The following is a 25,301-nucleotide window of genomic DNA, read 5'->3' as shown; positions in this document are numbered from 1 at the left end:
TCACGCCAATGAATCGGGGCCGCCGCCAATCCAGCGCGCTAGAGACGGACTGGAGACCTCCAGCATGACCCAACCCACCGACATTGGGGGAGAGCACCTGCGGGCCGCTCTCTTCCTGGCAGCCTCCAACGTGCCTGTACTGCCGCTCCGACCTGGGAAGGTGCCGTTCGGCAACTGCCGCCGCTGTACTGACAACGTATGCGGTGGCCGACCGAACATGAAGACCCCCGGTCCCTGCACCTGCCCGGCGCCGTGCCATGGTTGGGCCGCCGCCACCACCGACCCGAACGTCCTCAACTCGCCGACGTGGCGGTGCACGTGGCGAGAGGCAGCAGGCGTGGCTTATCACCCTGGGGACGCCGGCCTGACCGTCGTCGACCTCGACAACGCGGACGCCATCACATGGGCCCGCGTCAGCCTGCCCGCCACACGGACCGTGCCGACGACCCGAGGTGAGCACTGGCTCTACCTGGGCACCATGCAGTCCGCCAACGCAGTCCGGCCTGGCGTGGACATCAAGTCGCTTATGGCGTACGTCCGTTGGCTCGGACCGGGCACCGGGCGCCTGACCGAGCTGCCAGACGTCGCACGCACGCTGATCGTGAAGGAGCCCGCCCCGGCCCGGCCGGTGGCCATCGTCGCGTCCGCTCCCGCTGCGGGCGGACAGTGCCCCCACCGCACGCCCACATATCTCGACCGTGGGATCGCGATGGCGGAGCGGAGCATCACCGGTGCCCGTGAGGCGGTGCACGCCACCGTGTATCGGACGTTCCTCGCCGTGCTCTCCACGCACGGCCGGTGCGGCTGCCTCACCGACACCCACATCGCCCAGCTGTTCACCGCAGCGCAGGCCAAGGGCGAGACGCCCCGGCACTGCACCGACGCGTGGACCAACGCCCGCACCACATTGGGACTATGACCATGGCCGACGACGAGAAGAACCCCGCCCGCCAGATCATCACCGACTACGCGCAATCCCACTTCCGGTACTTCCGCACCCCGGACGGAACCGTCTACGCGCAGAAGAACGGCCACCCCATCGCCCGCCCAATCCGCTCCCAGGGCACCACCGGCAGCCACCGCCAAGAACTCATGGTCGGCCTCTACCGCGACGGACGCGGCGCATTCAACGGATCAGCCCTGAAAGAGGCGTTGGACCTGATCGAAGCGCTCGCGCTGTCCGAGGACGTGCAGCCCGTGCACATCCGCGTCGCCCCCGGATTCGACGGGGCGACCTGGCTGGACCTGGGTCGCGATGACGGGCAGTCCGTCCGCATCCACCCCACCGGGTGGGAGATCACCGTCCCCGACCCGCGTGAGGTGTGCTGGCGGCGAACCCAGCTCACCGGGGAACTCCCCCTACCCGCCAAGGACACGAACGGCAAGGGCATCGATCTGCTGATGCGGCTGTGCAACTTCGCCACCGCGGAAACGGAGTGCCTGGCCATTGCGTGGCTGATCGGCTGCCTCGGTCCGTCCGTGCCCGTCCCCGCGCCGTTCCTCACCGGCCCCCAGGGTGCGGGCAAGTCCACCGGCGGACGCATGCTCGTGCGGATCATTGAGGGCATGAGCGGTGACCTGCGCCGGGCCCCGAAGGATGAAGAGAACCTGATCGCTGCCGTGGCGGCGGGATGGGTCACGGCGCTGGACAACCTCTCGCACATGTCGCCGGACCTGTCGGATGCGATGTGCTGCATCGTCACCGGTGCCGAGAGCGTCAAGCGGGCCCTGTTCACGGACGGGGACGTGTTCCGCGTCGGCTACCGCCGGCCGCTGCTACTCACCGGTATCGACGTCGGTGTCATCCGGCCCGATCTTGCCGACCGCCTGCTCCCGCTGCGTTTGGAGCGGCCCCGCGTGCGGCGGACCGAGGCGGAACTGTGGGCGGAGTACGCGGAAGTGCTGCCCGTTGTGCTCGGGTCCCTGCTCGATCTCACGGTCAGGGTCCGCGCGGCGCAGGCGGAGACTCCCACCGACCTGCGCATGGCCGACTTCGCGCACCTGTGCGCGCAGTTCGACGCGGCAACCGGGCTCGGGGCGCTGGCCGCGTACCGGGCCCGGCTGGACGACCTGAACGACGACGTGATCGAGGGCGACCTGTTGGCACAGACCGTCCTCCGTCACGCCGAGACCATCGAGCCGGGCACGGCGCAGCGGATGACGTCCACGGAGTGGCTCAACTGTCTCAGCCACCTCTACAGCGGCGACGACTCCCGTCCCCTGCCCAAGGGGTGGCCGACCACCGGCAAAGTGCTCTCCGACCGTCTCAAGCGCCTACAGCCCACGCTCGCCGCGCGGGGTGTGCTCATCGATTCGGGCCGTACCAGTGAGGGCCGGTACCTGGAAATGACCCGCCCCGCCCCGGCACCCCCGCACGAGCAGCAGCGGATGCTCTGACCCGCGCTCCCCACGCTCACGCGGACAAGCAAGAGGAGCACCGCTCGCCCTGCCTGAGGGTGCTCCTCTTGCTGTTCGGGGCGCAGCCCCGCCCCAAGGTCGCGCCGCGCAGCGGCTCCTTCTTCACGTTCTGAGCGGCACCGCACTACGACAGCCACCCTCTCTTTTGTCCTAAGAGGGAAGACGCTGCGTCATCTGCGTCACGCGAGCCGGAAAACGGCATCTGACCTGCGAATACAGGCATGACGCAGACGGCCGTCTCTGCGTCATCCTTCGTCATCTGCGTCATGGGCCACCTCACGGATGACGCTGCCCATGACGCAGGCCTCGGCACCCGCGTCACCTAAAACAGCAGGTCAGAAGCCTGAATGACGCTGGCGACGCAATGACGCAGAAATCCACACCTCGGACAGGTCCAGGATCCGAGAACCCTCGAAGCCGACGCGACACCCCCCGAGGACCCCATGAGCCGAACTCCATCCGGTCAACCCGACCCCCGCGCGATCCTCCGCAACGGTCTCCCGGACCGCTACCTCACCCCCGACGACATCGCCGTGATCTTCAAGGTGCCCAAAGAGACCGTCTACCAGTGGCGCAGGAAGCACACCGGACCGCCCGGATTCCGCGTCGGCAAGTACGTGCGCTACGACCCCGCCGCCGTGCACGCCTACGTCACCGAACGCATGGCCGACAACCGCACCGCCGCCTGAAACGACCACAACCTCACAGCTCAACACCCCAGGGAGGGCCACTCCGTGGCCCTCCCTGCCCATGCCCCGAAGGGAACACCCCCGCATGGCAGGCAGCATCCAAGACCGCTGGTACAAGACCGAAACCGACACCAACGGCAAGACCGTCCGCGTCAAGACCGACCGCCACGGAACCGGCATGCGCTACCGGGCCCGCTACTTCGCCCCCGACGGCAAGCGCAAGGGCAAGTCCTTCCCCGACGGACAGAAGCGGCTGGCTGAGCAGTGGCTGAGCAAAATCACTGCGGACGTGGCTCGCGGCGACTACATCGACCCGAACGCGTCCAAGACCTCGTTCCAGGAGTTCGCGGAAGGGTGGCTCGCGAGCCAGAGCGGAGACCCGAACACCCGCGCCTCGATGCAGTCCCAACTCAAACTGCATGCCTTCCCGCGCATCGGTTCGCGTGCGCTCGGGTCGTTCCAGCCGAGCCACATCCGCGAGTTCGTGACGCGGCTCGAAGCGTCCGGCATGTCCGGGGCCTACGCCCGCGTGATCTTCTCCAACGTCCGCGCCGTGCTCTCCGCAGCCGTAGAGGACGGCTACCTTCGCCGGAACCCCTGCAACTCCCGCACGGTGGCGCTCCCCGAGATGGGCACGCGCCGTGTGGTCCCGTGGCAGCCGGACCGCGTCATCGCCATGCGAGCCGCCATGGTCGAACGCTTCCGGCCCATGGTGGACATGGGTGCCGGCTGCGGGCTACGGCAAGGCGAGATCCTCGGACTGTGCGTCGACGAGGTGGACTTCGACAACGGCACTCTGCACGTGGTGCAGCAGCTCAAACTGAGCCTGAGCAAGGCCGTGTTCGCGCCCCCGAAGGGCGGCAAGCTCCGTGACGTACCTCTACCCGATCCTGTGGCGGAAGCGCTCAAGGAACACATCAAGCGCTTCCCGCCCGTGGAGATCACGTTGCCGTGGATGCGAGCGAACGGTCAGCCCGTGACGAAGCGTCTGATCTTCAGCGGGCCCAACGGTGGGCACGTCTGGCGTACGTCGCTGAACGAGGACCACTGGAAGCCCGCTCTCGCCAAGGCGGGCGTCATCCCCAAGGCGAAGAGCCGTGAGCACGCCGCCGCGCGGGAGCATGGCATGCACGCCCTGAGGCACTTCTACGCGTCTGTTCTGCTGGACGCGGGAGAGAGCATCAAGGCCGTCAGCGAGTACCTCGGGCACTCCGACCCGGGTCTGACACTGAAGGTGTACGCGCACCTCATGCCGAGCAGTCGGGACCGTGCCCGGAAGGCTCTCGCTCAGGCACTCCGACCGACGCAACAGCCCCCGCGCTGAGGTCCCACAGAGGGCCCAGGCCGTGAAAATGCCTCCCGCCCGCGCCGTTTGCGCAGGTGGGAGGCATGATCACAAACCCTACTTCTTCTTGCCCTGGTTCTTGACCGCCTCGATCGCCGCCGCGGCCGCGTCCGGGTCGAGATACGTCCCGCCCGGCTTCACCGGCTTGAAGGACGCGTCCAGTTCGTAGGCCAGCGGGATGCCCGTCGGGATGTTCAGGCCCGCGATGTCGGTGTCGGAGATGCCGTCGAGGTGCTTGACCAGGGCGCGGAGGGAGTTGCCGTGGGCGGCGACCAGGACCGTGCGGCCGGCGAGGAGGTCGGGGACGATGCCGTCGTACCAGTACGGGAGCATGCGGACGACGACGTCCTTCAGGCACTCCGTGCGGGGGCGCAGCTCCGGCGGGATCGTCGCGTAGCGCGGGTCGTCCGACTGGGAGAACTCCGTGCCGTCCTCAAGGGGCGGGGGCGGGGTGTCGTAGGAACGGCGCCAGAGCATGAACTGCTCCTCGCCGAACTCCGCGAGGGTCTGCGCCTTGTCCTTGCCCTGAAGGGCGCCGTAGTGGCGCTCGTTCAGGCGCCAGCTGCGGTGGACCGGGATCCAGTGGCGGTCCGCGGCCTCCAGCGACAGCTGCGCCGTGCGGATCGCGCGCTTCTGGAGGGACGTGTGGACCACGTCGGGGAGCAGGCCGGCGTCCTTGAGCAGCTCACCGCCGCGGACCGCCTCCTTCTCGCCCTTCTCGTTCAGGTTGACGTCCACCCAGCCGGTGAACAGGTTCTTCGCGTTCCACTCGCTCTCGCCGTGGCGGAGGAGGATCAGCTTGTACGGTGCGTCGGCCATGCCTCAGAGCGTAATCCACGCATTCGGGCCCCCGCCTGGCGCCTGCCTCCCAGCCCCACAGTTGACGGCTTCTGTTAATTGAGTGGTTCCCCGGGCCGTCTCGTTCGTAAGTTGTGCCCAGCACGTGAGCCACTTACTTACCTGTCCGACCGTGGGGGAACGATCCATGTCACTCGCCGCCCTGAGACGTGCCGCCCGGGAAACCGTCTCCGGTCTGCCCCGCGAGTTCTGGTGGCTGTGGACGAGCACCCTCGTGAACCGGCTCGGGGCGTTCGTCTCGACCTTCATGGCCCTCTACCTGACCCTCGACCGCGGCTACTCCGCCACCTACGCCGGCCTCGTCGCCTCCCTCTACGGCCTCGGCGGGGTCGTCTCGTCGATCGGCTCGGGCGTGCTGACCGACCGGATCGGCCGCCGCCCCACCCTCCTCGTCGCGCAGTCGTCGACCGCCGCGTCCGTGGCGCTCCTCGGTTTCATGCACGACCCCGTCGCCATCGCCGCCGTGGCGTGCCTCGTCGGGGCGGCGAGCAACGCGTCCCGCCCGGCGGTGCAGGCGATGATGGCCGACATCGTGCGCCCCGAGGACCGGGTCCGCGCGTTCTCGCTCAACTACTGGGCCATCAACCTCGGCTTCGCCGTCTCCTCCATGGCCGCCGGGTTCATCGCCGAGGTCAGCTACCGTGCCGGGTTCCTGCTGGAGGCCGGAATGACGGCGGTCTGCGCGGTCGTCGTGTTCCTGCGGCTGCCCGAGTCCCGGCCCACCGTCGCGACGACAGCCGACGGCAGGGAACCCGCCGCCCCGGTCCGCCTCGGAACGGTCCTGCGCGACGGGCGGTTCATGAGCGTCGTAGGACTGTCCTTCCTCGTCGCCGTCGTCTTCCAGCAGGGCTCGGTCGGCCTGCCGGTCGCGATGGGCGAGGCCGGGTTCACCCCCGCCGACTACGGCACCGCGATCGCCGTCAACGGCTTCCTCATCGTCGCCCTCCAGATCCCGGTCACCCGCCTCATCGAACACCGCGACGCCAAACGCCTGTTGGTCGTCTCGTCGATCCTCGCGGGCTACGGCTTCGGGCTCACCGCGTTCGCCGGCTCGGTCGGCGTCTTCGCCCTCACGGTGTGCGTGTGGACCCTCGGCGAGATGATCAACGCCCCGACCCAGACGGGCCTCGTCGTCCGCCTCTCCCCGGTCCAGGGCCGCGGCCGCTACCAGGGCATGTACACCCTGTCCTGGGCGGTCGCCGCGCTCGTCGCCCCGCTGATGTCCGGGTTCGTCATCGACCGGTTCGGGGCGGCGTGGCTGTGGGGGATGTGCGCGGTCGTGGGGACGGGGGCCGCCGTGGGGTACGGGGCGCTGATGCGGGGGCTACCGGCCACGGGACCGGGGACCGTGGAAACCCCGATCACGGCGAAACCGGAGGTCAGCGCGGCCTGAGCGCGAGCGGGCGACCGGGGGCCGGGCGACCCGCCCGCAAGCAGTGGTGCGTGGGAACCCTCGGCGCCCCGGGAGGGTGCGGCGCGGAAGTGTGACACTCCGCGCGGAAGTGTCACACTTCCGCGAAGCGGGGCCTGCCCGGTCGGCGTCGGTGGAGCGCCGCACCGCTCACCTTCGAAGTCCCCCGGAACACCACCTCCTCCGACCTCAAGGATGCATCCGCGCCCCCTTCACCACCTTGTCCACCCCGTTCCGCGGCCCGTACACCGCCAGCCCCACCACATCCAGCTCGGCCGTCGCGACGGCCCGTACCGCCGCCCGGTTGTCCCGGTCGTTGCCGGTGGTGAAGAGGTCCGACGTGAAGACGGACCGGGGCAGCGCACGGCTCAGCGCCCGCCCGTGGGCCGCCACCAGGACCTCCTTCGTGGCCTCGAAGACCATCACCGGCTGCCGGAACATCGGCAGGTAGCGCACCCCGTCGGCGTCCTCGTACGGCTCCCCGACCACCTCGGGAATCTGTGATCCCAGGCCGCTGACCAGGAAGGACGTGACGTTCAGCCGCTGCCAGGGGTCAAGGTCCTCCCGCAGCAGGACGGCGATCTTGGTGTCGAAGCGGATCGGTTCAGCAGTGGTCTCAGTGCTCATACGTCGAGACTGCCGACCGCCCGGCACGTCCGTCTTGTACGTTCTTTGCATGGCCCCGCAGCGCCCCGAGCAGGAAGTCTCCGCCTGGCGGCCCCGTATCCCCGGTGTCGTCGAGGTCTTCCACGCGCACTTCACCGAGTACGCGTACCCGATGCACGTGCACGACGCGTGGACGCTGCTGATCGTGGACGACGGCGCCGTACGGTACGACCTGGACCGGCATGAGCACGGCACCCCGCACGACACGGTGTCGCTGTTGCCGCCGCACGTCCCGCACAACGGCTCGCCCGCCACCCCGCACGGCTTCCGCAAGCGCGTCCTCTATCTCGACGGCACCCATCTCCCGGACAGCCTGATCGGTTCCGCCGTCGACCAGCCGGACCTCCGCGATCCCGAACTCCGGCTGCGCGTGGGCCAGTTGCACACCGCGCTCGGCCACCCCGGCGACGAGCTGGAGGCCGAGAGCCGTCTGACCCTCATCGCCGAGCAACTGCACGCCCGGCTACGGCCGTTCGCCGCCCCCGCCCCGACTCCCGGCCCCGTCCTCGCCCACACCCTCCGCGAACTCCTCGACGAACGCGTCACCGAGGGCATCACCCTCGACGAGGCCGCCCGGCTCGTGCACGCCCATCCCGCCCATCTGGTACGGGCGTTCAGCGGGGCGTACGGCATCGCACCGCACCAGTACCTGATGTCCCGCCGCGTCGACCGCGCCCGCCGGCTCCTCCTCGACGGCCGCCCGCCGGGCGAGGTGGCGACGGTGACCGGGTTCTACGACCAGTCCCATCTCACGCGCCATTTCCGGAAGTTGGTGGGGGTCACGCCGGGACGTTATTCACGCGACGGACATCGACTCCGCGGCTAGCCTCGCCCCATGGCATCGCGCAGGGAATCGCACATGGACTGGCACACGTGGCACGACGCCTACGACTCCCCCGACTCCTACCTCAGCCGCCGCCTGGCCATCGTCCAGGAACGCCTCCGCCTCGCCCTCGACACCGCCCCGCCGGGCCCGCTCACCGCGATCAGCCTCTGCGCCGGACAGGGCCGCGACCTGATCGGCGTACTGGCCGAGCATCCCCGAGGGCCCGAAGTCCGCGCCCGGCTCGTCGAGTTGGACGAGCGGAACGTGGACATCGCGAGACGGGCGGCCCGCGCCGCCGGCCTCCCCCACGTCGAAGTCGTCGCCGGAGACGCCTCATTGACGGATCAGTACGCCGAACTCGCCCCCGCCGACCTCGTCCTCGCGTGCGGCGTCCTCGGCAACGTCTCCGACGCAGACGTCGAGCGCGTCCTCGACCACTGCACCGCCCTGTGCCGGACGGGCGGCACCCTCGTCTGGACCCGCAGCCGCGACCTCGCCCCCGACCTCGTCCCCCAGGTCTGCGCCTGGCTGGAGGAGCGCGGCTTCGAGCGCCTGTGGGTGTCGGACCCCTCGATCCCCCAGTCCGTCGGCGCCCACCGTTTCACCGGCGAACCCCGCCAACTCCCCACCGGCACCCGCATGTTCGACTTCATCGGCTACGACGTCCTGCGCCGGAGCTGAGTCACAGCTTCCGCTGCGCCTCATACAGGTTCCGCGGCCGTACGACCTCCGTCGTGCCGTAGAGCTCCAGCCGCGCGTGCAGGTCGCCGGTGAAGTCGGGGACGTCGATCTGATCGAACTCGGTGACCGTGTTGAGGCCCACCGTGGCGCTGTACGGGGCGAGTTGGTCGATCTTCATCAGGCCCGCGCGGCCATTGGTGACGCGGATGTTCCAGTGGGTGAAGCGGGCGCCGAAGAGCGGACCGGCGTTCGCGTCACCGCCGTGGCGGCCGTCGTTGTTGACCGTGATGTCGGTGCGGACGTTGGCGAAGGGCAGACCGCGATGGCTGTCGAAGGTGCCCATGCGCATGTCGCCGCGCGACCAGACGTTGTACGACGACAGGCCCTCGACGTTGATGCCGTGGAGCTGGGTGTTGGCCGGGGCCGGGACCGTGCGCTCCTCGATGGTGAAGTCCTCGATGAGGTTGTCGTGCGAACCCTCGCGGCAGAAGTAGGGGTGATGCGAGCCGCGGCCCGCGACCGTCGTACCGCGCAGCGTGCACGCCGAGGCCGCCACCAGGCCGAAGCCGTTGTCCACATGCCGGACCGTCACGTCGTCCACCCAGCAGTCGTAGGCGCATTGGAGGACGACGCCGTTGTAGCCCTTGTCGAGGAGGTGCGGTTGTTGTGGGGTCTCCACCGCCTCCAGGGTCAGGCCCTCCACTCCCGATCCCGTCAACTCCGCCACGTGGGTGGTGAATTGGGGGTTCCACTCGGGGCGGATGTCGAGGGGCAGCGGGCGTTCGAGCGTCACCTTGCGGCCGTGGACGTGCGCGATGCGGACGGGCCATTCGTAGGGGACGTACGACAGCAGCTTCGTCTTGTCGTCCCAGTAGTACGCCTCGGGGCCGGGGCCGCCGCCCGCCATGTGCTGGAGGAGGGTGTGGGCGGTGTCGTCGGCCAGGCGGAGCAACACCAGTTCGCCCGGCTTCAGTTGGGAGGCGTCCGCCACCCGCACCGTCCAGGCGCCCTGTCGCGCCGGCTCGACCGCCGTCAACTGCCGCCATTCGTCACGCCTGTTGCCGGTCCAGCCCTCGAAGGGCCAGGCCTTCGCCCTGATCGCGGCGACCAGTGAGTCCCAACGGGCCGTCGGGGCAAGCCAGATGAGGCCGCCCGCCCAGGACCAGGACGACTTGTCGCCGCCGTAACGGGAGCCGTAGACACCGATCAGTTCGGTCAGGTTCTTCGTCGCGTAGAGCTTCGTACGGTCGCTGCCGGCGCCTCTGACCACCACGTTCGAGTGGCCGACGCGGATCACGTCGTCGATGCGGAAGGTGCCGGGCGGGATGAGGACCGTGCCACCGCCGGCCCTACCGGCAGCGGCGATGGCACGGTTGATCGCGGGGGCGGAGTCGGTCGTACCGTCCGCGACGGCGCCGTAGCGGCGGACGTCGAGGACGAGGGGGCGCCGGGGGTGGCGTCGCGTGCCCGCTCTGCCGATGTACGGGATCTGCGGGTGGGTGAAGGGGGTGCGGGTGAACTCCCGCCAGAGGGAAGGGACTTCACCCCCAGAACCGCCGGGCCCTCCGCCGGGCCCTCCTCCGGGTCCCTGTTTCGGCAGCGGGACCGCCAAGGCCAGCGTGCTTCCGAGCAGGGTTCGTCTGGTGAGACGGAGGTTGCTCATATACGTACGTCCTCCCACGCGGCTCTTCATGGATGTGAACGTCGTTCATAAATATGCTGGCGGTGAGCATGCCACGAGGCCCCAGTCGCAGGGAAGGGGTCGAACAGGGGTCAGATCGAGGTCAGTTCGTCGGCCGCTGGGTCAGATTCGTGAACGCGTCGAGATTCCGCGTCGACTCCCCGCGCGACACCCGCCACGCGTACTCCTTGCGGATCGCGGAGGCGAAGCCCAGTTCCAGGAGGGTGTTGAAGCTGCCGTCGGCGGCCTCCAGGACCTGGCCGAGGAGGCGGTCGATCTCGGCCTCGGTGACGGCGGACAGCGGCAGCCGCCCGGTGACGTACACGTCACCGAGCTGGTCGACGGCGTAACTCACGCCGTACAGCTTGAGGTTGCGCTCCAGGAGCCAGCGGTGGACGGCCGTCTCGTTCTCGTCGGGGTGGCGGATGACGAAGGCGTTGAGCGAGAGGGAGTGGCGGCCGACGAGGAGGGAGAGGGTCGTCGACAGCTTGCGGGTGCCGGGGAGTTTGACGACGAACGTGCCGGACTCCGGGCTCTCCCAGTCGAGTTCGGCGTCCTTGAGGAAACCCTCGATGACCTGCGCCGCCCGCTCCTGGTCCGCTGCCGCCTCACCCATGGTGCGAGCGTACGTGACGGCGGTGGGCCTGCGCCGCCGCCGTGTAGACGTCCGCCGTGGCGGCGGCGGCGGTGTCCCAGCCGAAGGACTGGGCGTGCCGGGCGGCGGCCTCGCCCATGCGGGGCGCGAGGTGCGGGTCGTCGGCGAGACGGCGCAGGACGTGCGCGTAGCCGACGGGGTCGTGGCCCTGCACCAGGAAGCCGGTCTCGCCGTCGCGCACAGCGACCGGGAGGCCGCCGACCGAGGCCGCGAGCACCGGCGTACCGGCCGCCTGCGCCTCTATGGCGACCAGCCCGAAGGACTCGCTGTACGACGGCATGACCAGCACGGACGCGGCCCGGAACCAGTCCGCGAGCTGCTCCTGCCCGACCGGCGGCCGGAACCGTACGACGTCCGCGATGCCCAGCCGCGCGGCCAGTTTCTGCAGGCCCTCCGGCTTGGCGAGGCCGCTGCCGCTGGGGCCGCCGACGACGGGGACGACGATGTTCGAGCGCAGCTCGGGTCGCTCGTCCAGCAACACCGCCACCGCGCGAAGCAGGACGTCCGGCGCCTTCAGGGGCTGGATGCGGCCCGCGAAGAGCGGGATCAGGGCGTCCTGCGGGAGGCCGAGGCGAGCGCGGGCGGCGGCGCGGCCGTCGGCCGGGCGGAAGCGTTCGAGATTGACGCCCGGGTGCACCACGGCGACCTTGGCGGGGTCGGCCGAGTAGTGCCGTACGAGTTCGTCGGCCTCCTCCGCCGTGTTGGCGATGAGGCGGTCGGCGGCGGCGACGATCTGGGTCTCGCCGATGACGCGGGCGGCGGGTTCGGGGGTGTCGCCGTCGGCCAGGCTGGCGTTCTTGACCTTGGCCATGGTGTGCATGGCGTGCACGAGAGGGACGCCCCAGCGCTGGGCGGCGAGCCAGCCGACGTGGCCGGAGAGCCAGTAGTGCGAGTGGACGAGGTCGTAGTAGCCGGGGCGGTGGCCGGCCCACGCCTGCATCACTCCGTGGGTGAACGCGCAGAGCTGGGCGGGGAGTTCCTCCTTGGCGAGACCTTCGTACGGTCCCGCGTCGACGTGCCGGACGAGCACGCCGGGTGCCAGTTCGACGGTCGGGGGGAGGGCGGCCGTGGTGGCGCGGGTGAAGATCTCGACCTCGATGTTGATCGCGGCGAGGCGCTGCGCGAGCTCCACGATGTAGACGTTCATGCCGCCCGCGTCGCCCGTGCCGGGCTGGTGCAACGGTGACGTGTGCACGGAGAGCATGGCGACCCGGCGGGGCTTGCGGTGCAGCCTCAGCCGGGCGGACGAGGCCGCGGAACGCCGCCCGAGCCTGCTGCCGTACTGGCTCACGTGGCGTTCCTCCTCGCTGCGGGCATGCCGGAAGGAGGGCGTGGGGTTCCCTCCAAGGACGCCAACATCGGGAGGCCGGATTCTCATTCCGGCGCATGGGGATTTTACCCATCCATTGCCGGGGATCGCTCAACCGTTCGAGGGGACGGTGCGTCGGCCTCCTTCCGTGCGTTGGCTTCCTTCCGTGCGTTGCCTTCCGTCCGGCGACACGTCGCCCTCCGTCCGCCGGTCAGCCCACCGGCGACGTCGCGAAGGCGTGCCAGTACGCGGCGGCGCGGCCGGTCCGCTTGAGCAGCCGGGCCGGTTCGGGCGCGGCGGGCCATATCTGGAGCAGGTACCGGTCGTCGGTCGGCGGCTCGTCGTCCTCCCGGACGTTCTTGCTCCGGCCCGCGTCCATGCCGACGGCGGAGTACCGCACGCGGTAGTCGCGCTCCTCCAGGCCCAGCTCCCACCGGGCCTTCCCGTTCCACTGCCGCAGCGCCGTCTCCCCCGACACCGGCCGGAACGGGACCTCGACGATCTCCTCCCACGTCTCGTCCAGCTCGGGCCTGCCGTCGTGCAGCTCGGCGGTGAAGTCGACGCCGCCGATGCGCAGACCGGTCAGGAGCAACAGCGCCCCGGCCGTCCCGCCGCCGCAGAGCCCGACGCCCTCCTGCCCGGCGAAGGCGTCGTGCAGGTCACGGCCGTCCTCGCCGCTCTCCACGAACATCTGGCCGTAGTCGACATGCACTTCGCCGCTGACAAGCACCTTCACTGGTCCCACCCCCACCTCGTCCGACCCGATCTCCGATCCTGCCAGGCGACACTGACAACGAGCCGGGCGGCGGCCAGGGGCAGCCGCGGTCGATGCCCCCTCACCCCGGGCCGCCTACCCTCGTACGTATGACAGCCCGCGCAGCCACCCGTCCCGTAGGAACGGTGACGCGCGGCACCACCAACCCCAACCGCCTGCGCCGTATGGACCGCTGGATCGCGGCGACGCACGGCGCCGAGCTGCGGCGGGCCGGCGATCCCGTCGCCGTCGACCTGGGCTACGGCGCCGCGCCCTGGACGGCCGTGGAACTGCTCGGCAGGCTCCGCACCGTCGCTCCCCGCACGCGTGTCGTGGGCGTGGAGATCGAACCGGTGCGGGTCCAGAGGGCGGAGCCGTACGCACGCGAGGGTCTGATCTTCCGGCGCGGAGGGTTCGAGATCCCGGTCCGAGGTCCGATCACCCTTATTCGGGCCGCGAACGTGCTGCGCCAGTACGACGAGTCCAAGGTGGCCCGGGCCTGGGAACTCATGTGTGGCCGCCTCACGCCCGCCGACCCGGCGGTCGGCTCACACGGCGGTCTGCTCGTGGAAGGCACCTGCGACGAGATCGGTCGCCGCCACGTCTGGATCGCGCTCGGGCCGGAGGGTCCCCGCACGGTCACCTTCGCCGCCCACTTCGGGTCGCTGGAGCGCCCGTCCGACTTCGCCGCCCGCCTCCCGAAGGTGCTCATCCACCGCAACGTCCCCGGCGAGCCCCTGCACGCCTTCCTGCGCGACTTCGACCACGCCTGGGCCTCCGCCGCACCCCTCGCCTCTTACGGTGCGCGGCAGCGCTGGACCCAGGCCGTTCGGTATGTGTCGGCCGACTGGCCGGTGACCGACGGTCCGGTGCGCTGGCGGCAGGGCGAAGTGACCGTGTCCTGGGGGGCGTTGGCCCCGCGCGGGTGAATCCGGTTGCGGGTGTGGTGCGTGGGGAACGATCCCCGGCGACCGTTCGTCACACGGACGGGGAGACCGGCACGCCGGTTGTGGCAGCCCATGACCTGGCAGGAAAGGGAAGAAGTACGGGAAGTACCGCCTCTGTCGTTTTGCGTGCGGGCATGGCACGATCCCCCAGGCGTCCGTAAGTTACTGACGGTCAATCAGATGCGGGATGCGGGGGAACGGATATGGGAACGGGCAGGCGAGCCCTGATCACGACGGCCATCACGGTCGTCTGCGCGGTCACCGTACTCGCGGCACCCGGCATCGCGTTCGCGAGCCCGACGCCGACATCGACCCCTTCGGCGACCGCGACCACGTCCCCAACCCCCGTGACCAACAAGGACCTTGAGGCCGTACGCGAGAAGCTCGACGCGCTCTACCACGACGCCGCCGTCGCCACGGACGCCTACAACGCGGCCGAGGAGAAGTCCCAGAAGCAGTCCGCGGAGATCGTGGAGCTGGCCAAGAAGATCGTCAAGGGCCAGGCGAAGCTGGACGAGTTGAAGGACCGCGCCGGTGCCGCGGCCCGCTCCCAGTACCGCACGGGCGGGATCCCGGACGAGGCGCAGCTGCTGTTGAGCGACAACCCGCAGGCGTTCCTGGACGGTACCGGCCGGATCCTGCAGGGCCAGCGCGCCACCAAGGGCCTGATCTCCGAACTGACCCGCACCCAGCAGGACTTGAAGCAGTACACCGCCGACGCCTCCGCCCAGTGGCAGCAGTTGGAGAAGAACCGCCAGGCCAAGGCCACCGCGAAGAAGAAGGTCACGACCCAGATCGCGGCGGCCGAGAAGCTGGAGTCCCAGCTGGAGAAGCGGGAGAAGGAGCGGCTGGCCAGGCTGGAGCAGCAGGCCGCGCTGAAGGCGCAGACCGCGTGGCTCGACTCCGGTGCCCTCAAGGACACCGGCGGCAAGGCGTCCGCGGCGGGCAAGGCGGCGGTGGCCTACGCGACGGCCCAGCTCGGCAAGGCGTACGAGTGGGGCGCCGAGGGCCCGTCGACGTACGACTGCTCGGGGCTGACCTCGCAGGCCTGGGCGAGCGCCGGCGATCCGATCCCGCGCACCTCGCAGGAGCAGTGGAAGCAGCTCCCACACGTCGCCGAGAAGGACATGCGCCCCGGCGACCTCATCATCTATTTCGCCGACGCCAGCCATGTCGCCATGTACATCGGCGACGGCGCGATCATCCATGCCCCCCGGCCGGGGCGGACGGTGACGGTCGCGGGGGCGGGTTCGATGCCGATACTGGGCGTTGTGCGACCGGATGCGTAATACGTCCGGTTGGTGAGCGGGGCTCGGCCGGTGACCCGGGCCACGTGACCTGGCGCACGCACCACCCGCCCCAAACTCCCTCCCGGCGTGACCTTCGTCATCCCCCGGTAAGAGCCCCCCTGCCCAACTGCCGTACGGATCACGGCATATGACAGTGGCCGCCTGCCGGGCGACCTGTCTCACACCATTCCTTTACGGCGCCCACTACCGCTATGGTCCCCGTCGGTGGGTCGAGGTCCCTCGCTCCGCCGTGCCCTCGGGGGGAGGGAAGGAACCAGGACGATGCCCGCACCCATACCGCGGCAGAGAGCCGTCCCGGCCGCGGAAAGTGGTCAGGCGCAGACCGGGCCCGCGATCGGCGGCCCCTCCGGAGACAGTTCCGGAGGCATCACCGGGGACAGCTCCGCAGCCGCCTCCACGGCGGTGCCCGGAGCCGTGTCCGAAGCCGTCTCCGACGTCACGGAGGCTCCGCGCCCGCAGGGCACGGCCGACGACGGCAAGGCGGACGACCGCCCGGCCGACGCCGCGCCGAGCGCTGCCCAGGCCCCTGCCCACGGCACCCCGCCCGGTCACCTCACCCTGCTGATGATCGAGGACGACCCCGGCGGTTCGCCGGTCGTGCCCGAGCTGGTCGACCCGACCGGCAAGCCGATCCGGGTCCGCACCGCCCGCAACCTCACCGAGGCCGAGCGGCTGCTCACGGACGACGTCCACTGCATCCTGCTGGACCTCGCGCTGCCCGCCCCCGCCCGGGCCGGGGACGGCACCGACGACGAGCTGGCCGTGCTCAAGCACGTCCTGCGGCTCGCGCCGCACCACGCCGTCCTCGCCCTCACCGCGTCCGGCGACACCGAGCGCGGCGCCGAGGCGGTCCGCGTGGGCGCCCAGGACTATCTCTTCCGCGACGAGCTGGACGGCCGGCTGCTCAGCCGCGCGATCCGCTACGCGGTGGCGCGGAAACGTTCCGACCGCGCCGAGCGCAAGCTCACCGAGTCCAAGCTGCGCGCCCAGGAGAACGCCCGCCTCGAACGCGGCCTGCTGCCCACCCCCCTCCTGGAGGGCTCCCCGCTGCGCTTCGCCGCCCGCTACCGCCCCGGCCGCTCCCGCGCGCTGCTCGGCGGCGACTTCTACGACACCGTGCGCACCCCCGACGGCACCGTGCACGCGATGATCGGCGACGTCTGCGGTCACGGCCCCGACGAGGCCGCGCTCGGCGTCGAACTCCGCATCGCCTGGCGCGCGTTGACCCTGGCGGGTCTCTGCGGCGACCAGCTGCTCGGCACGCTGCAACAGGTCCTGGAGCACGAGCGCTCCGACGACGAGATCTTCGCGACACTCTGCACGGTCGACATCGCCCCCGACGGCCGCCGCGCGGGCCTCTGCCTGGCCGGCCACCCGTCTCCGCTGCTGGCCCGCCCCGGCCGCCCCGCCGAACTGCTCCCCTACGACAACAACGGCCCCGCCCTCGGTCTGCTCCCCGGCGCACGCTGGCCCCGGATGCAGGTCGAACTGGGCGCGGAGTGGAGCCTGATGCTCTACACCGACGGCCTGATCGAGGGCCGGATCGGTGAGGGCCGCCGCGAACGGCTCGGCCAGGACGGCATGGTGGCCATGGTCCGCCGCCAACTCGCCGAGGGCCTGCGGGGCGAGGAACTGCTCCGGGCCGCGGTCAACGAGGTCCGCGACCTCAACGGCGGCGAGCTGACGGACGACGTGGCGGTAGTGATGCTGGACCGGGCGCCGTAGCTCCGTAGCGAGCGGGGCGACCGGTCCGGTGCGGTGCGGTGGTTGCCGTACGGCTTCAGCGGCCGCCGTTGTACGGGCCGTAGGGGCCGTCGCTGCTGGAGCCGCCTCTGCGGCTTCGGCCGCCGCCGGGGAGGCCGCGGAGGGCCGGGCGCACGTCGACCATGTACACGATGGTCGCGACGAGGCCGATGATCGGCAGGAACGACAGGATGTTGAAGATCAGGTTCACCACGAAGGCGATCCCGAGGACGATCAGCCAGAACGGCTTGGTCTTCTTGTCCGCCGCGCGGTAGGCGTCCTCGCGACGCGTGGCGGCGTCGACGAGTGCGAAGCCGCTGAAAATGATCAGGGCGGTGCTCAACAGCCACATGAACCCTGCGAAGCCCTGCATCAGCACTACGTCCACCACCAGACTCGGCTAGTTCCTACGCGGTCACCGTACCCGCAACGGGATTCCCGGTACCCGAAGAACGGGCCGGGCACTCATGGAGTGCCCGACCCGTTACCGATCACCCGTACGTGTCACTTCGCGGGCGGAGTCGTCTTCTTGGCGGTGGTCTTGCGGGCCGGGGCCTTCTTCGCGGCCGCGGCGGGCTTCTTCGCCGGAGCGGCCGGGGCCGGGGTCTCGGCCTTCACCACGACGGGCTCGGCCACCGGTGCGGGGTCGGGCTCGACCGCGACGGCCAGCTCCTCGATCTCGTCGGCGGCCTCGCCGCGCCAGGTCTTCACGGCCTGCTCGCCGTGCTCGGCGACCTTCTCGTACGCCTCGCGGGCCTTGACGGCGTACTCGGCGGCGACGCCGACACCGCGCAGCGCGAAGTCCTGGGCGGACTCGCCGAACTTCTTCAGGTCGGCGTCGAAGGTGCTGCTGAGCTTCTTGAGGTCGCCGTCGAGGCTGGTGATGAACTCGTTGACCTTGGTCTGCAGGTTCTCCTGCGCTCCCTTGGCCTTGGCACCGGCCTCCTTGGCACGGGTGGCGGCCTTCTCCTGCACGGCCTTCGGGTCGGTGCCGCGCACGGCGTCGATCCGGGCCGGCGCCTCGGCACGGAGCTGCTCGACCAGGCCGGGAACCTTCTTGGCCTGCTGGAGCGCCAGGTCGGCGGTGCCGGCGGCGAAGTAGAGGGGGGTGGGGTCGCTCAGGGTCTTGCGCAGGTCATCGGTGATGGCCATGGTGATGGTCCTCCCGGTTGCTATCAGCTGAGGGTTGTGTGGTGTGTACGTCCGCGGGTCAACCGGCGGTCTCGTGCGGCGCGGCACCGTCGCCGCCGTCGCCACCGTCGCCGACATCGGCCACGCCGGGGGTACTGCTACTGCTACCGCTACTGCCGCCGTCCTCGCTCCCGTCGGCGATCTCGAACCCGTTCTCCTTGCGGAAGGACTCGTAGATCTGAAGCAGCACCTGCTTCTGCCGTTCGGTGAGCGTGGGATCGGCGAGGATGACGGCACGCGTCTCGACCTCGTCCCGGTCCCGCTCGGCGTCGAGGATGCCGGCGCGCACGTACAGCGTCTCGGCGGAGATCCGCAGCGCCTTGGCGACCTGCTGCAACACCTCCGCGCTCGGCTTGCGCAGCCCGCGCTCGATCTGGCTCAGATACGGATTCGACACCCCGGCGGCATCGGCGAGCTGCCGCAGAGACAGCTGCGCGGTGCGCCGCTGCTCACGCAGATACTCCCCGAGATTGCCGACGTTGAGCGTTGCCATGCCTCCACCTTGCACCACCCGCGCTAACTATTGCAAGCACCTGCTTGCAAAAGTGCGCCATGCCACGTTCGGGGCGGGTGACCGAGCGCGGCGAGGCACGTGTCGACGCCACGTATATGCTCGCCGCCGTGCGCCGCCGGCCGTGGGCGCACCGTGTCGGTCGGGCCCGACACAGCCGTGGTCACGTGGGGGACGCGCGGTGCGCGGACGGCGGGAGCCGGGCGATGGCGAACGGAGCGCGGGAATGGTGAGTATGTGGCCCGACAGGGTCCGGTCCGCGGCCGGTCCCGGCCGCCGCCGGATCTTCGAGCGTGGTGACGTGATCGGCGCGGGCGCGCTGATCGCCTGCGTGGTGGTCTCGGTGATCGCGGCCGACGGGACGGCGCTGAAGGTCGTCGTCGCCGTGCTCGGGCTCTGCGCGGAGCTGGGCATGGTGCTCAGTGGCCGGGCCCTGCCGACGCCGCTTACCTGGTTCGGCGTCGCGCTGACCATCGGGACCGGCTTCGCCGTCATGGCCCTCGTGCCCAACGGGCTCGGCGAGGTTCCCGTGCTGGCCGCCGCCGCCGTGCTGCCGATGTGCATCCCGGCCGGGCCGGTGCGCAACGCCTGCGTCGCACTGCTGGCGGTCGGCTTCGGCGTCGCGGTCATGGTGATCTTCGGCAGCGTGGCCGGCCTGCTGTCGGCCGTCGGCGTGTGGCTGCTCGCCGACCGTTCGATCGAGCACGCCGCGCTCCAGGCCGAACGGGACCGCGCGGTCGCGCTGCTGGCCGAAGTGGAGGCGTCCCGCGCGGCCCGGCAGGAGGCGGCGGCCCTTGAGGAACGCAGGCGGATCGCCCACGAGATGCACGACGTGCTCGCGCACAGCCTCGCCGGACTCTCCATGCAGTTGCAGGCGGTCAGGGCGATCGCGCGGCGTGACGGTGCTCCGGCGACGCTGACCGGGCCGCTGGACCGCGCCGCCGAACTCGCCCGCGACGGAGTGCAGGAGGCCCGCGCGGCGGTGGGTGCGCTGCGTTCCGTACCGCTCCGGGGCGTGGCCGATATCGACGGCCTGACCAGGGGTTTTCCGGGCGAGGCGCGGCTGCGCGTCAGCGGCCGGACCGGTCGGCTCACACCCGAGGCCGGGCACGCGGTGTACCGGGCGGTGCAGGAGGCCATGACGAACGCGGCGCGGTACGCGACCGGAAGTGTCATCGACGTGGACCTGGTGTGGGAGGGCTCCGAGCTGCGCGCCGTCGTACGGGACAGTGGGCTGCCGGCCGGTCGCGGCCCGTCGGGAGTACAGGGCAGTGGCACGGGGCTGCGCGGCATGGCCGAGCGGATCGAGGCCGTCGGCGGCTCGTTGACCGCCGGTCCCGCGCCCGAGGGACCGGGCTGGCGGATCGCGCTCCGTGTACCGGTCGTGGAGGACGCCGGCGCCGCGGCGGACACCGCTTCCGAGGATGGTGCCGCAGCGGGCGGCACTGTCGCAGGCGGCACCAACGCCGGTGGCATGACGGCAGACGGGAAGGCGGACGCGTGACGATTCGGGTGCTGGTCGCGGACGACCAGGCGGTGGTGCGGGACGGGGTGGTGCTGCTGCTGACCTCGGCGCCGGACATCGAGGTGGTCGGGCAGGCCGGCGACGGGAACGAGGCCGTACGGCTCGCCGTGGCGGAGCGGCCCGACGTGGCCCTCGTAGACCTGCGGATGCCGGGGCTGGACGGCACGCAGGTGACGGCCGGGATACTGGCGGCGGGCATCGGGACACAGGTGCTGATCCTGACGACGTTCGCCGACGACGACGCGGTGATGCCCGCGCTGCGGGCCGGCGCACTCGGCTACCTGACCAAGGACGCGACCGGCGAGGCGGTGCTGGCCGCGGTCCGGGAGGTGGCGGCCGGTCGGACCGTCCTCGACCCGGCCGTGCAGCGACGGCTCGTGCAGCTCGTCGTGACGGAGCCCAAGGCGCCCGCCGCCGCGCCCGCGTCCTCGCCGGCCACGCTTCCTCCCGAGGCCGAGGGGCTGACCAGGCGGGAGGTCGACGTCGTACGGCTCCTGGCGAAGGGGCTGAACAACCGGCAGGTGGCGCGCGAGATGGTCGTCAGCCTGGCGACGGTGAAAACGCACCTCAACCACGTCCTGGCCAAGCTGGCGCTGGAGGATCGCGGCGCGCTGATCGCCTGGGCCTGGCGCTTCGGCCTGGTCGACAACACCGAGCGGTAACGGCGCGGACCTCAACCCGGGTTACACCCCTGGGTTGAAGGAGTTCGGGGCGCATCGGCGAATGCTCATACCCATGACAACGACCGACTGGTTCATCGACATCGCGCTCCTGCTCATCGTTCTTCGCCAGCTGCGCGAGGAGCGGCTGACCACCCGCACCATCCTGCTCCCGCTCGGCATGATCACCTGGGCCGCCGGCAACTACCTGACCGACATCCCGACCGCCGGCAACGACGTGCCGCTCGCCGTGATCTTCGCGGCCACCGGGATCGTCTTCGGCCTCGCCGGCGGTCTGCTCACCCGGGTCCGGCACGCCGACGGGCACGTGCTGATCAAGGCCTCCAGCGGCGCGGCCGCACTCTGGATCATCAGCATGGGCTTCCGCCTGGGCTTCGCGGTGTGGTCCACGCACCCCTCCGGCGCCGCGCACGTGACCAGCTTCTCCGCCGCGCACACCATCACCAGCGGCCAGGCCTGGGTCGTCGCCCTGCTCCTGATGGCGGTCGGCGAGGTCGTCGTCCGCCTGGGCACGATCGTCATCCGCGGCCAACTGCTCCAGGCACGGGCCGACCGCGACGCGAACAAGCCGGCCCACCGCCCGGGCGCCTACGTCTGAGCCGCGGAACAGCCCGCGGAACAGCCCACGGCACGGCGCTCGACCCGCGCACCGAACCCGCCTCTCATCCCGCTCAACACCCCACCCGCGCATGACCAGCACGGAGGTACCTCATGTCCGCATCGCACCGCACGCCGCGTGCCCGCACCCTGCCCCGGCTGGCCGTGGCCGTCGCCACCGTGGCCCTCGGAGCGGTCGCCTGCTCGTCCGGAGGCGGGCAGGCGACCGGCGCTTCGAGCACCAGGCCGAGCACGCGGGCCACGGCCGTCACCGCTACCAAGGCGGCGTCGACCATCGTCCCGAACTCCACCCCGAGCGGGCGGGGCGCGTTCCTCGGACCGGTGCGCCGGATCCCGGTCAACGGCATCAGGATCGGCTACCGCCAGTTCGGCTCCGGCCCCGACCTCATCATGGTCATGGGCGACACCGGCACCATGAGCGACTGGACGGCCGACCTGCTGAGCCGGCTCGGCCGCCACTACCACGTCACGATCTTCGACAACCGCGGCGTCGGCCACACGACCGACGACACCTCGGTCCCCGACACCATTCCGCTCATGGCGGACGACACCGCCGGTCTGATCAAGGCGCTGGGTCTACGACACCCCGCCCTGCTCGGCTGGTCGATGGGCGGCGAGATCGGCCTGACCGTCGCCGCGCTCCACCCGGGTGCGATCAGCGCGCTCGTGAGTACCGGCGGCGACCTCGGCGGCAGCGAGGCCGTCAACACGCCGCCCGCCGTGGCCAAGGAGCTCAACAGCCCCAAGACCACGGGGCCGCAGATGATGGACCTGCTCTTCCCCGCCGACGCCACCGCCGCGCGGGCCGCGTACATCGAGCAGCTCGGTCTGATCCCGCCCGAGAAGGTCAGCGACGAGACGCTGCTGCGTCAATACCAGGCCGGGCAGGCGTACGGGTCCTTCGAGGGCACCTGGGACAAGCTCCCCGACAGCACCATCCCGATGCTGATCACCAACGGCTCCCTCGACAAGATCACCCCGCCCCGGAACGCGAGCATCATCACTCAGCGGGCCAAGCACGCCGAGCTGGTCATGTTCCCTGACGCCGGCCACGCGATGCTCGTCCAGGACTCCGGCCGGTTCGTCTCCCTGGTGACGCGGTTCACCAAGGCGTCAGGCATCGGATGACAGACCACTTCGGACGGCGACGGCTGCGGCTCGATCGACGAGCCGCAGCCGTCGTGCGTCGTGTACGGGCGGGGTTTCAGGGGCGGACGAGGGCCTTCAGGACCCGGCGGTCGGCCATGCCCCGGTAGGCGTCCGGCGTACGGTCGAGGGCGAACTCCTGGTCGAAGACACGGCCCGGGGTGATCGTGCCGTCGAGGACGTCGGGCAGCAGCTGCTCGATGTAGGCGCGGGCCGGGCTGGCGCCGCCGGTCAGGGTGAGGTTGCGCATGAACCCGGCCGGGCCGAGCGGTCCCTGCTCGTACTGCGGGAAACCGAGGCGGCTGATGGTGCCGCCGTCCAGGACCGCGCCCAGGGCGGTGTCGAGAGCCTGCCGGGTGCCGACCGCCTCGATCACCTTGTCCACACCGCCGGTCAACTCGCGGATGCGGGCGATGCCTTCGTCGCCGCGCTCGGCGACGACGTCGGTGGCGCCGAAGGCGCGGCCCAGGTCGGTGCGCGCACCGTGCCGGCCGGCGAGCACGATCCGTTCGGCGCCGAGCCGCTTGGCGGCGATCACCGCGCACAGGCCGACCGCGCCGTCCCCGACGACCAGCACCGCGTCGCCGCGGCCGACGCCTGTGGTGACCGCGCCGTGGTGGCCGGTGGTCATCACGTCCGACAGTGCCAGCAGCGACGGCAGCAGCGCGGAGTCGGCGGCCACCGGCAGCTTCACCAGGGTGCCGTCGGCGTACGGGACGCGAACGGCCTCGCCCTGCCCGCCGTCGACGCCGTCGAAGCCGTACCGGCCGCCGTTGCGGCAGGAGATCTGCAGCCCCTTGGCGCAGTAGTCGCAGGTGTTGTCGCTGTAGGTGAACGGGGCGACGACCAGGTCACCCGCCGTCAGCCCGGTCACGTCCGCGCCGGTCTCCTCCACGACCCCGAGGAACTCGTGCCCCATGGGGCGGCCGGTGTCGGTGGCGGGCATGGCCGCGTAGGGCCACAGGTCGCTGCCGCACACGCACGCGGCGAGGGTGCGTACGACGGCGTCGGCCGGCCGCACGATCGTCGGGTCGGGCCGGTCCTCGACACGGACGTCTCCGGCTCCGTACATCACTGCTGCACGCATGGGGGGTCTGCTCCAAACGGGGGTCGTGCGGGTGGTTCGGGGATCAGCGCTCGCGCATCGCCGTACGCGTCACGGGCCTGCTTCGACGGGGGCGGCGGGTGTGTGGGGCGGGGAGCGGTGCGGTGCGGTGCGGTGCAGCTGAACCGCGTTCGCGCACCGCCGTACGCATGACGGGCCCGCTCCAACACGACCCGTGCCGGTCGGTCCACGTGATCAGCGTTCGAGCAGCCGGGCCTGGGCCTCGGTGTGGGTGTCGCCGGCCGCGGGCGGCAGGCTGCCGAGCCGGTCGAGCTGCTCGGGGGTCAGCGTGAGCGCGTCGGCGGCGGTGTTCTCCTCGACGCGGCCGACCCGCTTGGTGCCGGGGATCGGGGCGATGTCGTCGCCCTGGGCCAGCAGCCAGGCCAGCGCCACCTGCGCGGGCGTGGCACCGACCTCGGCGGCGAGGGCCTGCACCTCGTCGGCGATCGCGAGGTTGCGCCCGAAGTTCTCGCCGGAGAAACGCGGGTTGTCCCGCCGGAAGTCGGTGGCGTCGAACTGGTCGGTGGAGCGGACCGTGCCGGTCAGGAAGCCGCGCCCGAGCGGGGAGAACGGCACCAGGCCGATGTTCAGCTCCCGCAGAACGGGCAGGACGCGCTCCTCGATCCCCCGCGTCCACAGCGAGTACTCCGACTGCACCGCGGTGACCGGCTGGACGGCGTGCGCGCGGCGGATGGTGTCCGGGCCGGCCTCGGAGAGCCCGAAGGCCCGCACCTTGCCCGCGGTGATCAGCTCGCCGACGGCGCCGGCGGTCTCCTCGATCGGCGTGTCCGGGTCGACCCGGTGCTGGTAGTACAGGTCGATGTGGTCGGTGCCCAGCCGCTTCAGCGAGCCCTCGACGGCGGTACGGATGTTCGCCGGGCCGGAGTCCACGTTCCAGGCACCTCCGCCGCCGTGCGAGACCATGCCGAACTTCGTCGCCAGCACCACCTGGTCCCGGCGCCCCTTCAGCGCCCGGCCCAGCAACTCCTCGTTGGTGTACGGGCCGTAGATCTCGGCGGTGTCGATGAGCGTGACGCCCAGCTCCAGCGCCCGGTGCACGGTCCGGATCGACTCCGCGTCGTCGGTGCCTGAGCCTGTGTAGCCGTGGGACATGCCCATGGCGCCCAGCCCGATCCGGGAAACCTCCACGTCACGCAGCTTGATGTACCGCATCGCGCCCTCTCCGGTTCATGGCGTCGCCCGGCACCCTCACCCACCCCCGCTCTCGCCCG

Annotated in this window: 25 protein-coding genes; 14 read left to right on the top strand and 11 right to left on the bottom strand. The window is 70.9% G+C overall.

The window, feature by feature from the left end:
- Window positions 1-64: 64 nt before the first annotated feature.
- From OG226_RS27645 to OG226_RS27630, 4 genes are all read left to right on the top strand, one after another.
- A complete protein-coding gene (locus tag OG226_RS27645; protein ID WP_329350327.1) occupies window positions 65-919 on the top strand; it encodes a bifunctional DNA primase/polymerase in 855 nt (284 codons plus the stop codon).
- A gap of 2 nt (window positions 920-921) precedes the next feature.
- On the top strand, window positions 922-2,397 hold the full coding sequence (locus OG226_RS27640; RefSeq protein WP_329353531.1) for an ATP-binding protein: 1,476 nt from the start codon (window positions 922-924) through the stop codon (window positions 2,395-2,397).
- A gap of 464 nt (window positions 2,398-2,861) precedes the next feature.
- Entirely contained in the window at window positions 2,862-3,107 is a 246-nt protein-coding gene (locus OG226_RS27635; RefSeq protein ID WP_329350325.1) for a helix-turn-helix domain-containing protein, read from the top strand.
- An 85-nt stretch (window positions 3,108-3,192) separates the two neighbouring features.
- Complete coding sequence (locus tag OG226_RS27630; protein WP_329350323.1) at window positions 3,193-4,431, top strand: tyrosine-type recombinase/integrase; 1,239 nt, start codon at window positions 3,193-3,195, stop codon at window positions 4,429-4,431.
- 78 nt (window positions 4,432-4,509) lie between these two features.
- Here OG226_RS27630 and OG226_RS27625 read toward each other — a convergent pair whose 3' ends face one another.
- Window positions 4,510-5,271, bottom strand: coding sequence for a phosphoglyceromutase (locus tag OG226_RS27625; protein ID WP_328682189.1), 762 nt, complete (start codon window positions 5,269-5,271; stop codon window positions 4,510-4,512).
- Window positions 5,272-5,437: 166 nt separating this feature from the next.
- On the opposite strand from OG226_RS27625, the gene OG226_RS27620 reads away from it, so the two are divergent.
- Complete coding sequence (locus tag OG226_RS27620; protein WP_328682187.1) at window positions 5,438-6,703, top strand: MDR family MFS transporter; 1,266 nt, start codon at window positions 5,438-5,440, stop codon at window positions 6,701-6,703.
- 207 nt (window positions 6,704-6,910) lie between these two features.
- Here the strand turns inward: OG226_RS27620 and OG226_RS27615 are convergent, their stop codons facing one another.
- On the bottom strand, window positions 6,911-7,348 hold the full coding sequence (locus OG226_RS27615) for a DUF2000 domain-containing protein (protein ID WP_328682184.1): 438 nt from the start codon (window positions 7,346-7,348) through the stop codon (window positions 6,911-6,913).
- A gap of 49 nt (window positions 7,349-7,397) precedes the next feature.
- Here OG226_RS27615 and OG226_RS27610 point away from each other — a divergent pair, with 49 nt between their 5' ends.
- On the top strand, window positions 7,398-8,213 hold the full coding sequence (locus tag OG226_RS27610) for a helix-turn-helix transcriptional regulator (RefSeq protein ID WP_328682182.1): 816 nt from the start codon (window positions 7,398-7,400) through the stop codon (window positions 8,211-8,213).
- 33 nt (window positions 8,214-8,246) lie between these two features.
- The gene (locus tag OG226_RS27605; protein WP_328682180.1) at window positions 8,247-8,894 is read left to right on the top strand and encodes a class I SAM-dependent methyltransferase; all 648 of its coding nucleotides are present in this window, start codon (window positions 8,247-8,249) and stop codon (window positions 8,892-8,894) included.
- 1 nt (window position 8,895) lies between these two features.
- Here OG226_RS27605 and OG226_RS27600 read toward each other — a convergent pair whose 3' ends face one another.
- From OG226_RS27600 to OG226_RS27585, 4 genes are all read right to left on the bottom strand, one after another.
- A complete protein-coding gene (locus tag OG226_RS27600; protein WP_329350319.1) occupies window positions 8,896-10,557 on the bottom strand; it encodes a glycosyl hydrolase family 28-related protein in 1,662 nt (553 codons plus the stop codon).
- Window positions 10,558-10,678: 121 nt separating this feature from the next.
- Window positions 10,679-11,191, bottom strand: a complete 513-nt coding sequence (locus OG226_RS27595) for a YbjN domain-containing protein (RefSeq protein ID WP_329350317.1) — start codon at window positions 11,189-11,191, stop codon at window positions 10,679-10,681.
- Window positions 11,184-12,521, bottom strand: a complete 1,338-nt coding sequence (gene mshA, locus OG226_RS27590) for a D-inositol-3-phosphate glycosyltransferase (RefSeq protein WP_328682175.1) — start codon at window positions 12,519-12,521, stop codon at window positions 11,184-11,186. The genes OG226_RS27595 and mshA overlap by 8 nt, the downstream gene beginning before the upstream one ends.
- Window positions 12,522-12,750: 229 nt before the next feature.
- Window positions 12,751-13,275, bottom strand: a complete 525-nt coding sequence (locus tag OG226_RS27585; RefSeq protein WP_329350316.1) for a hypothetical protein — start codon at window positions 13,273-13,275, stop codon at window positions 12,751-12,753.
- Between the two features lie 128 nt (window positions 13,276-13,403).
- Between OG226_RS27585 and OG226_RS27580 the strand changes: the two genes are divergently transcribed.
- From OG226_RS27580 to OG226_RS27570, 3 genes are all read left to right on the top strand, one after another.
- Window positions 13,404-14,222: a class I SAM-dependent methyltransferase gene (locus OG226_RS27580; protein ID WP_328682173.1), complete on the top strand. Its 819-nt coding sequence runs from the start codon at window positions 13,404-13,406 to the stop codon at window positions 14,220-14,222.
- 221 nt (window positions 14,223-14,443) lie between these two features.
- Window positions 14,444-15,529, top strand: coding sequence for a C40 family peptidase (locus OG226_RS27575; RefSeq protein ID WP_329350314.1), 1,086 nt, complete (start codon window positions 14,444-14,446; stop codon window positions 15,527-15,529).
- A gap of 282 nt (window positions 15,530-15,811) precedes the next feature.
- Window positions 15,812-17,275: a PP2C family protein-serine/threonine phosphatase gene (locus OG226_RS27570; protein ID WP_329350313.1), complete on the top strand. Its 1,464-nt coding sequence runs from the start codon at window positions 15,812-15,814 to the stop codon at window positions 17,273-17,275.
- Between the two features lie 55 nt (window positions 17,276-17,330).
- Here the strand turns inward: OG226_RS27570 and OG226_RS27565 are convergent, their stop codons facing one another.
- The 3 genes from OG226_RS27565 to OG226_RS27555 form a co-directional block, all read right to left on the bottom strand.
- Complete coding sequence (locus OG226_RS27565) at window positions 17,331-17,666, bottom strand: DUF2516 family protein (protein WP_327407202.1); 336 nt, start codon at window positions 17,664-17,666, stop codon at window positions 17,331-17,333.
- A 131-nt stretch (window positions 17,667-17,797) separates the two neighbouring features.
- On the bottom strand, window positions 17,798-18,445 hold the full coding sequence (locus OG226_RS27560; RefSeq protein WP_329350312.1) for a hypothetical protein: 648 nt from the start codon (window positions 18,443-18,445) through the stop codon (window positions 17,798-17,800).
- Between the two features lie 58 nt (window positions 18,446-18,503).
- Entirely contained in the window at window positions 18,504-18,977 is a 474-nt protein-coding gene (locus OG226_RS27555; protein WP_329350311.1) for a helix-turn-helix domain-containing protein, read from the bottom strand.
- Between the two features lie 244 nt (window positions 18,978-19,221).
- Between OG226_RS27555 and OG226_RS27550 the strand changes: the two genes are divergently transcribed.
- The 4 genes from OG226_RS27550 to OG226_RS27535 all read left to right on the top strand — a co-directional run bounded on the left by OG226_RS27550 (window position 19,222) and on the right by OG226_RS27535 (window position 22,946).
- The gene (locus OG226_RS27550; RefSeq protein ID WP_329350309.1) at window positions 19,222-20,499 is read left to right on the top strand and encodes a sensor histidine kinase; all 1,278 of its coding nucleotides are present in this window, start codon (window positions 19,222-19,224) and stop codon (window positions 20,497-20,499) included.
- A complete protein-coding gene (locus OG226_RS27545) occupies window positions 20,496-21,182 on the top strand; it encodes a response regulator transcription factor (protein WP_328682164.1) in 687 nt (228 codons plus the stop codon). The genes OG226_RS27550 and OG226_RS27545 overlap by 4 nt, the downstream gene beginning before the upstream one ends.
- Window positions 21,183-21,255: 73 nt before the next feature.
- Window positions 21,256-21,798 (top strand): hypothetical protein, encoded by a 543-nt coding sequence (locus OG226_RS27540; protein ID WP_328682162.1) that lies wholly within the window; start codon window positions 21,256-21,258, stop codon window positions 21,796-21,798.
- Between the two features lie 113 nt (window positions 21,799-21,911).
- Window positions 21,912-22,946 (top strand): alpha/beta fold hydrolase, encoded by a 1,035-nt coding sequence (locus tag OG226_RS27535; protein ID WP_328682160.1) that lies wholly within the window; start codon window positions 21,912-21,914, stop codon window positions 22,944-22,946.
- 76 nt (window positions 22,947-23,022) lie between these two features.
- Here the strand turns inward: OG226_RS27535 and OG226_RS27530 are convergent, their stop codons facing one another.
- Both OG226_RS27530 and OG226_RS27525 read right to left on the bottom strand, forming a co-directional pair.
- A complete protein-coding gene (locus tag OG226_RS27530; RefSeq protein WP_328682158.1) occupies window positions 23,023-24,051 on the bottom strand; it encodes a zinc-binding dehydrogenase in 1,029 nt (342 codons plus the stop codon).
- 213 nt (window positions 24,052-24,264) lie between these two features.
- The gene (locus OG226_RS27525) at window positions 24,265-25,242 is read right to left on the bottom strand and encodes an aldo/keto reductase (protein WP_328682156.1); all 978 of its coding nucleotides are present in this window, start codon (window positions 25,240-25,242) and stop codon (window positions 24,265-24,267) included.
- Window positions 25,243-25,301: the final 59 nt, after the last annotated feature.

Origin of the sequence: Streptomyces sp. NBC_01261, from assembly GCF_036226385.1 — a bacterium.
Lineage (GTDB): Bacteria > Actinomycetota > Actinomycetes > Streptomycetales > Streptomycetaceae > Streptomyces.
The sequence above is the reverse complement of the archived record's forward strand: the minus strand, read 5'-3'. Positions and strand labels throughout refer to the sequence as shown.